General features: G+C 71.9%; 6 protein-coding genes. 4 read left to right on the top strand and 2 right to left on the bottom strand.

Annotated features, from left to right (window positions below; all coding sequences use genetic code 11):
• Positions 1-495 precede the first annotated feature (495 nt).
• The 3 genes from ABTZ89_RS35355 to ABTZ89_RS35345 all read left to right on the top strand — a co-directional run bounded on the left by ABTZ89_RS35355 (position 496) and on the right by ABTZ89_RS35345 (position 2,801).
• Positions 496-675 carry a hypothetical protein gene (locus ABTZ89_RS35355; RefSeq protein ID WP_270948199.1) on the top strand — a complete coding sequence of 60 codons (180 nt, stop codon included), beginning with the start codon at positions 496-498 and terminating at the stop codon, positions 673-675.
• Positions 676-738: 63 nt separating this feature from the next.
• Positions 739-2,076, top strand: a complete 1,338-nt coding sequence (locus ABTZ89_RS35350; RefSeq protein ID WP_351053166.1) for a MurT ligase domain-containing protein — start codon at positions 739-741, stop codon at positions 2,074-2,076.
• Entirely contained in the window at positions 2,076-2,801 is a 726-nt protein-coding gene (locus ABTZ89_RS35345; protein WP_502949647.1) for a type 1 glutamine amidotransferase, read from the top strand. Before ABTZ89_RS35350 ends, ABTZ89_RS35345 begins: the two co-directional genes overlap by 1 nt.
• 3 nt (positions 2,802-2,804) lie before the next feature.
• Here the strand turns inward: ABTZ89_RS35345 and murJ are convergent, their stop codons facing one another.
• Entirely contained in the window at positions 2,805-4,430 is a 1,626-nt protein-coding gene (gene murJ, locus ABTZ89_RS35340) for a murein biosynthesis integral membrane protein MurJ (RefSeq protein ID WP_351053163.1), read from the bottom strand.
• A gap of 136 nt (positions 4,431-4,566) precedes the next feature.
• Here murJ and ABTZ89_RS35335 point away from each other — a divergent pair, with 136 nt between their 5' ends.
• Positions 4,567-5,037, top strand: a complete 471-nt coding sequence (locus tag ABTZ89_RS35335; RefSeq protein WP_351053169.1) for a YkvA family protein — start codon at positions 4,567-4,569, stop codon at positions 5,035-5,037.
• 3 nt (positions 5,038-5,040) lie between these two features.
• On the opposite strand, the gene ABTZ89_RS35330 is transcribed toward ABTZ89_RS35335, so the two are convergent.
• A partial coding sequence (locus ABTZ89_RS35330; RefSeq protein WP_502949646.1) for a DoxX family protein occupies positions 5,041-5,269 on the bottom strand: 229 nt, incomplete at its 5' end.

Raw genomic sequence — 5,269 nt, 5'->3', positions numbered from 1 at the left:
GGCCGAACTCCGCTCATCCGGCGGAGTCGGCCGCGGGCCCTCGTAGCATTGCTCGATCAAGTGCTCACAACTTGCGCCGACGCAGGTCGGAGCGGATGTCCCAGGCGGTCCAACCGATCCCGCCCAGCGCGATCCCGCCCATTCCGATCAACAGCAGAACCTGGCCCATTCCGCCTCCCTTCGCCCGCCGCGGCGGGCCTGCGGGTGCAGTCAGAGCCTGAACGATCGCCTCGAAGATCGCCGAGCGTGTTCAGCGCGCAGAACCTGTTCGGGTGAGCACCTCGGCGAAGGATCGCGATGATCGCCCAGCCGCGCCCGATTGCGGTGCGCACGATCCGTCATCGCTGATCATCGAGTTGGTGAACCCTCCTCGATGGGGCGATTCACCGGCATGTTGGCACCCACCCGGGCCGGGGTTCGGCTGGATCATGTGCGGCGACGAGTTCCGGCACCTGGCCGGACACGACCTGCTCGCGCGGAAGGAGGGACACCACGATGTCCACCGGTCAACGGGCCGCGCTGGTCGAGCTGACCAGCGCCTTGCACGGCTGGGTGGGACCAGCGGCGATCACTGCTGGTGTCCTGCTGCTGATCGTCGCGCTGTTTCGCCGATCTCGGTCCACACTGGCGAAGAAGCGACGGACGGCGCGACCGAGTGCGGCCGAGTGGTGGTGACGTGCTCGTCCCGAGCTGACCCGGGAGGCCCGCCGGCTGCGGGCACCGAGGGGGGAGGGGTGCATGGCCGAGACCACGCGGGAGACCGGGGCCGTCGAGCCGACTTCCGGCCGGAGGTCACCGGCCGGGCAGCAGTGGCGGGTGGTGCCGGCACCGGTGCAGCCGCCGCAGCGCGGGGGACACCGGCTCGACCTGCGGACCACGATCGCGATCGACCTGGGCCGGTTGGCCTCCTCGATGTCGAGGCGGCTCGGCCTGGGCAGCGGCGCGATGATCGGTGGCCGCCTCGCGCTGAGCCTGCAACCGCAGGCACTGCGCAGGCTGGTGGTCGGACGGCGCGTGGTGATGGTGACCGGGACCAACGGCAAGACCACCACCACCCGGATGGTGGCCGAGGCGCTCCGCTCCCGAGCTCCGGCGGTCAGCAACGCCACCGGCGCGAACATGCTCGACGGGCACGTCGCCGCGCTGATGACCAGGCCGAGCGCTCCGTTCGCCGCGCTGGAGGTCGACGAGCTGCACCTGGCGCAGGTGACCGCGCAGTTCGAACCGGCGGTGATCCTGCTGCTCAACCTCAGCCGGGACCAGCTGGACCGGGTCGGTGAGATCCGCACGGTGGCCGAGAGCTTGCGGCGGGCCCTCGCCGCGGCTCCCGGTGCGCACGTGATCGCCAACCGCGACGACCCGAACATCGTGTTCGCGGCCGCGGACCACCCCAGCGTCACGTGGATCTCCGGTGGCGCGCGGTGGAAGGGCGACGCGCTGAACTGCCCGCGCTGCGGGGCCTTCCTCGGCGACGCGGATCAGGACTGGCGTTGCGCCTGCGGCCTCTCGCGTCCCGCAGCGGACTGGACCGTGGCCACCGATGCCGCCGTGGCCGCCGACGGCACGCGCTGCGCGCTCGACTTGGCGCTTCCCGGCCAGGTCAACCGGGTCAACGCGACGTTCGCCCTGGCAGCAGCGGAGCGGTTGGGTTGCGACCAGGACGCTGCGGTGCAGCGCATCCAGAAGATCACCGAGGCGGCAGGCCGCTACGGCACCGTTCAGCTGGCCGGGCGCGCGGTGCGGCTGCTGCTGGCGAAGAACCCCGCGAGCTGGCTGGAGATGCTGGACCTGGCCTCCACCGAGCAGCACCCGCTGGTGCTGGTGGTCAACAGCCGGGAAGCCGACGGCTACGACGTGTCCTGGCTCTGGGACGTCGACTTCGAGCTGCTCGGCGACCGCCCGGTGCGCGTCGCCGGGGATCGCGCCCTCGACCTCGCGGTGCGCCTGCACTACGCCGGGGTCCCGGCCACCGTCTCCACCTCGGTGGACGATGCCTTGGCCGGGACGGATGACGGGGTGCCCGACGTGATCGCCAACTACACGGCGTTCCGCGATCTCGTCGCCAGGAGCCGCTGATGATGCGCGACCGGATTCGCCTCGCCCTGGTGCTGCCCGATCTGCTGGGCACTTACGGCGACCGCGGCAACGTCATCGTGCTGGCCCAGCGGTTGAAGTGGCGCAACATCGACAGCGAGACGGTCACGGTGCTGTCGTCGGCGGACTCGGTGCCGGAGTCCTGCGACCTGTACTTGATCGGCGGGGGAGAGGACGTCGCGCAGGTCGCGGCGGTGCGGTTCCTGCGCCGGGGCAGGGGACTGGCCAGCGCGGTCGACCGGGGCGTTCCGGTGCTCGGGGTGTGCGGCGGGTTGCAGGTGCTGGGGACCAGCTTCGTCACGGGCGACGGCAAGCGGCACGAGGGCCTGGGCTTCGTCGATGCCGACACCGAACCCGGTGAAGGGCGGGCCATCGGCGAGGTCACGACGCAGTCGACGCTGATGGGCGTCGGGATGCTGACCGGGTTCGAGAACCACCTCGGCCGGACCGCGGTGGGCGGCGACTCGCGCCCCCTGGGGCGAGTGGTGCGCGGCATCGGCAACGGCCACGACTCGGCCGAAGGCGCGGTCCGCGGGCACGTCGTGTGCACCTACATGCACGGCCCGGTTCTGGCGCGCAATCCGCGGTTGGCGGATCTGCTGCTGGAGTGGGCGATCGGTGAACCGCTCGAACCGCTGCCGGACCCGCCCGAGCTGCGCGCGCTCCGCGCCGAGCGGAGCCGGCCGCACGTGCGCAACCGCAAGTGAGGCTCAGCGCCGGAACACCCGGGCGAGCCTGTCCACCGCGGGTTTCAGCTCGGGTGCCCGGAACAGCGCCAGCGCGGCGAAGCTGACTCCGAGCACCACGACGGTGTGGATGATCAGCGACGTCCAGGCGTCGGCGGCGGTGGGGAGCGGTCCGAACACGCTGCGCACCGCCGCGACGACTGCGATCGAGCAGCCGCAGCCGAGGGCAGTGGCGGCGATGCTGCGCCCGATACCGGCGAGCGTGCTCTTGGTCCGCAGCCGCCCGACCCGGCAGCGCAGCCAGATCTGCCCGGCGATCGCACCGACCACGAAGCTCGCCGACATCGCTGCGGTCACCCCGACGACCAGGTCGCCGGGGTCCGCGGTGGCCAGCACCAGGTAGCACAGCGCGCTGCGCGCCACGACCATGATCACGTTGATCCAGGTCGGGGTGCGGGCGTCGTGCATCGCGTAGAAGGCGCGCAGCTGCAGCATCGTGATGGCGAACGGGACCACCCCGATCGCTGCTGCGGCCAGGGCGTAGCCGAGCCGGTCGGCAGCGGCCACATCGCTGGCGCCCAGCGAGAAGAACGCCACGGCGAGCGGCCCGCCCGCGACGATCAGCAGCGCGCTGATCGGCATCAGCAGCACCGAGCTCATGCGCGTGCCCAGCGCCAGGTCGGCGACGAACGAGCGGGTGTCCTCGGCCGCGGCGGCCTTGCTGATCCGGGGCATCAGCGCGGTCAGCAGCGAAACGCCGAGGACCCCGTAGGGCACCTGCGACAGCAGCCAGGCGTAGTTGAACGTCGCGACGCTGCCGGGCGTGCCCTGCCCGGTCACGCGGGTGATCACGACCATGCCCGCCTGGCTGACCAGCGTGTAGAGCACCACCCAACCGGCCAGCCCGCCGAACTCCGACAGCCGCCGGTCCCAGCCCCAGCGCCACCGGTAGCGGAACCCGCTGCGCCGCAGCGACACGACCATGATCAGCGTCTGCGCGGCGATGCCCAGCGCCGTGCCGATGCCCAGGACCAGCAGTTTCGGCTCGCCCATCCGCACCGGGCTGGTGGAGATCTCGCCGGGCATCAGCGCGTACACCACGACCGTGCTGATCACGACCAGGTTGTTGACCACCGGTGCCCAGGCGGGCGTGCCGAACAGCCCGCGCACGTTGAGGATCGCCTGCAGCAGCGCGGACAGGCCGTAGCAGACGATGCCCGGCAGCAGCAGGTAGGCGAACGCGGTGGTCAGGGCGGAGTTGGCGCGCGTGTCGGGGCCGAGGTAGAGCTCGGTGAGCAGGGGAGCGGCGGCGACCGCTGCCGCCGTGGCCACGAGCAGCAGCACCCCGCCCATGGTGATCATCCAGCGGGCGTACTCGGTGCCCTCCTGAGGGCCCCGCTGCTGCGCGCGGACCAGGAGCGGGACGGCGATGCTCGTGAGCACTCCGCCGAGCAGGAGCTCGTTGACCACGGTGGGCAGGGTGTTGGCCACGGTGTAGGAGTCGTTGACCACGCCGAGCCCGAGCACCGCGACCAGCAGCACCTTCGCCAGCAGGCCGCTGACCCGGCTGGTCGCGGTGGCCACCGCCATCGTCGCGCTGGCGCGGGCCAGCGAGGTGTCGCGCGCCTGCGATTCGGCCTGGTCGACCACGGTCCTCCCCAGCGTCGGCGACTTCCGGCGGAAGTCGACCAGCTTTCGCCGACCGTGCCACGGAACACCCGGCTCCGCCGCTCGAGCGCGGATCGTGGCAACCTGATCGCAGCGGTGCGGGAACGGGGGACTGGTGATGATCGTGGTCGGCGGGCTGCTGCTGGTGGCCGGAGTGGTCGTGGCGGTGGTGTTCGGAGGCGACGCGGCGGGTGGCTGGCTGCTGCCGGTCGGCTTGATCGCCGCCGGGCTGGGCATGCTCCTGGCCGGTGCGATGGCTGCGGTGCGCCGTCGGGTTCCGGTGCTCGCCGCCGTGCGCGCGCACCAGGCGGCGCCGGTGGGCAGTCCGCTCCGCAGGGCGCGGGCGGTGCCGGGGATGATCGCGGCCACCGCTCGGGGCCGGAATCCGGTGCTGCCGCGCTACCAGCTGCTGCTGTGGCTGATCGCGGTCTGCTACGTGATCTCGCCGATCGACTTCATCCCGGACTTCCTGCCGCTGCTGGGAATCGGCGATGACATCGGGGTCGGTGCTTGGCTGCTGACCAGCCTGTACGCCGAGTCGGGCAACTACCTGGCCGCGCAGCAGCGCAGCGAGGTGGAAGCGGAGTAGCGGTCAGGTCCCGCTCGGTTCCGGTTCGGCCGGGGCGCTGCCGCGGCGGCGGAAGAGCCCGTGGTCGATCGACCAGCCCCCGCCGTTGAACCCCAGTGCGAGCGCGGCGACACCGATGGCCAGCGGCAGCTCGAAACCTTCGGGGGAGAACAGGCCGTGGGGCAGGTGCACGAGGACGATCGCACCGGCCATCTCGATGGCGACCAGGATGCCGACCAGCGGCAGCAGCAGC

Source organism: Saccharopolyspora sp. NPDC002686 (assembly GCF_040295745.1).
Taxonomy (GTDB): Bacteria; Actinomycetota; Actinomycetes; order Mycobacteriales; family Pseudonocardiaceae; genus Saccharopolyspora; species Saccharopolyspora oryzae.
This window is presented reverse-complemented; position numbering and strand designations above follow the sequence as displayed.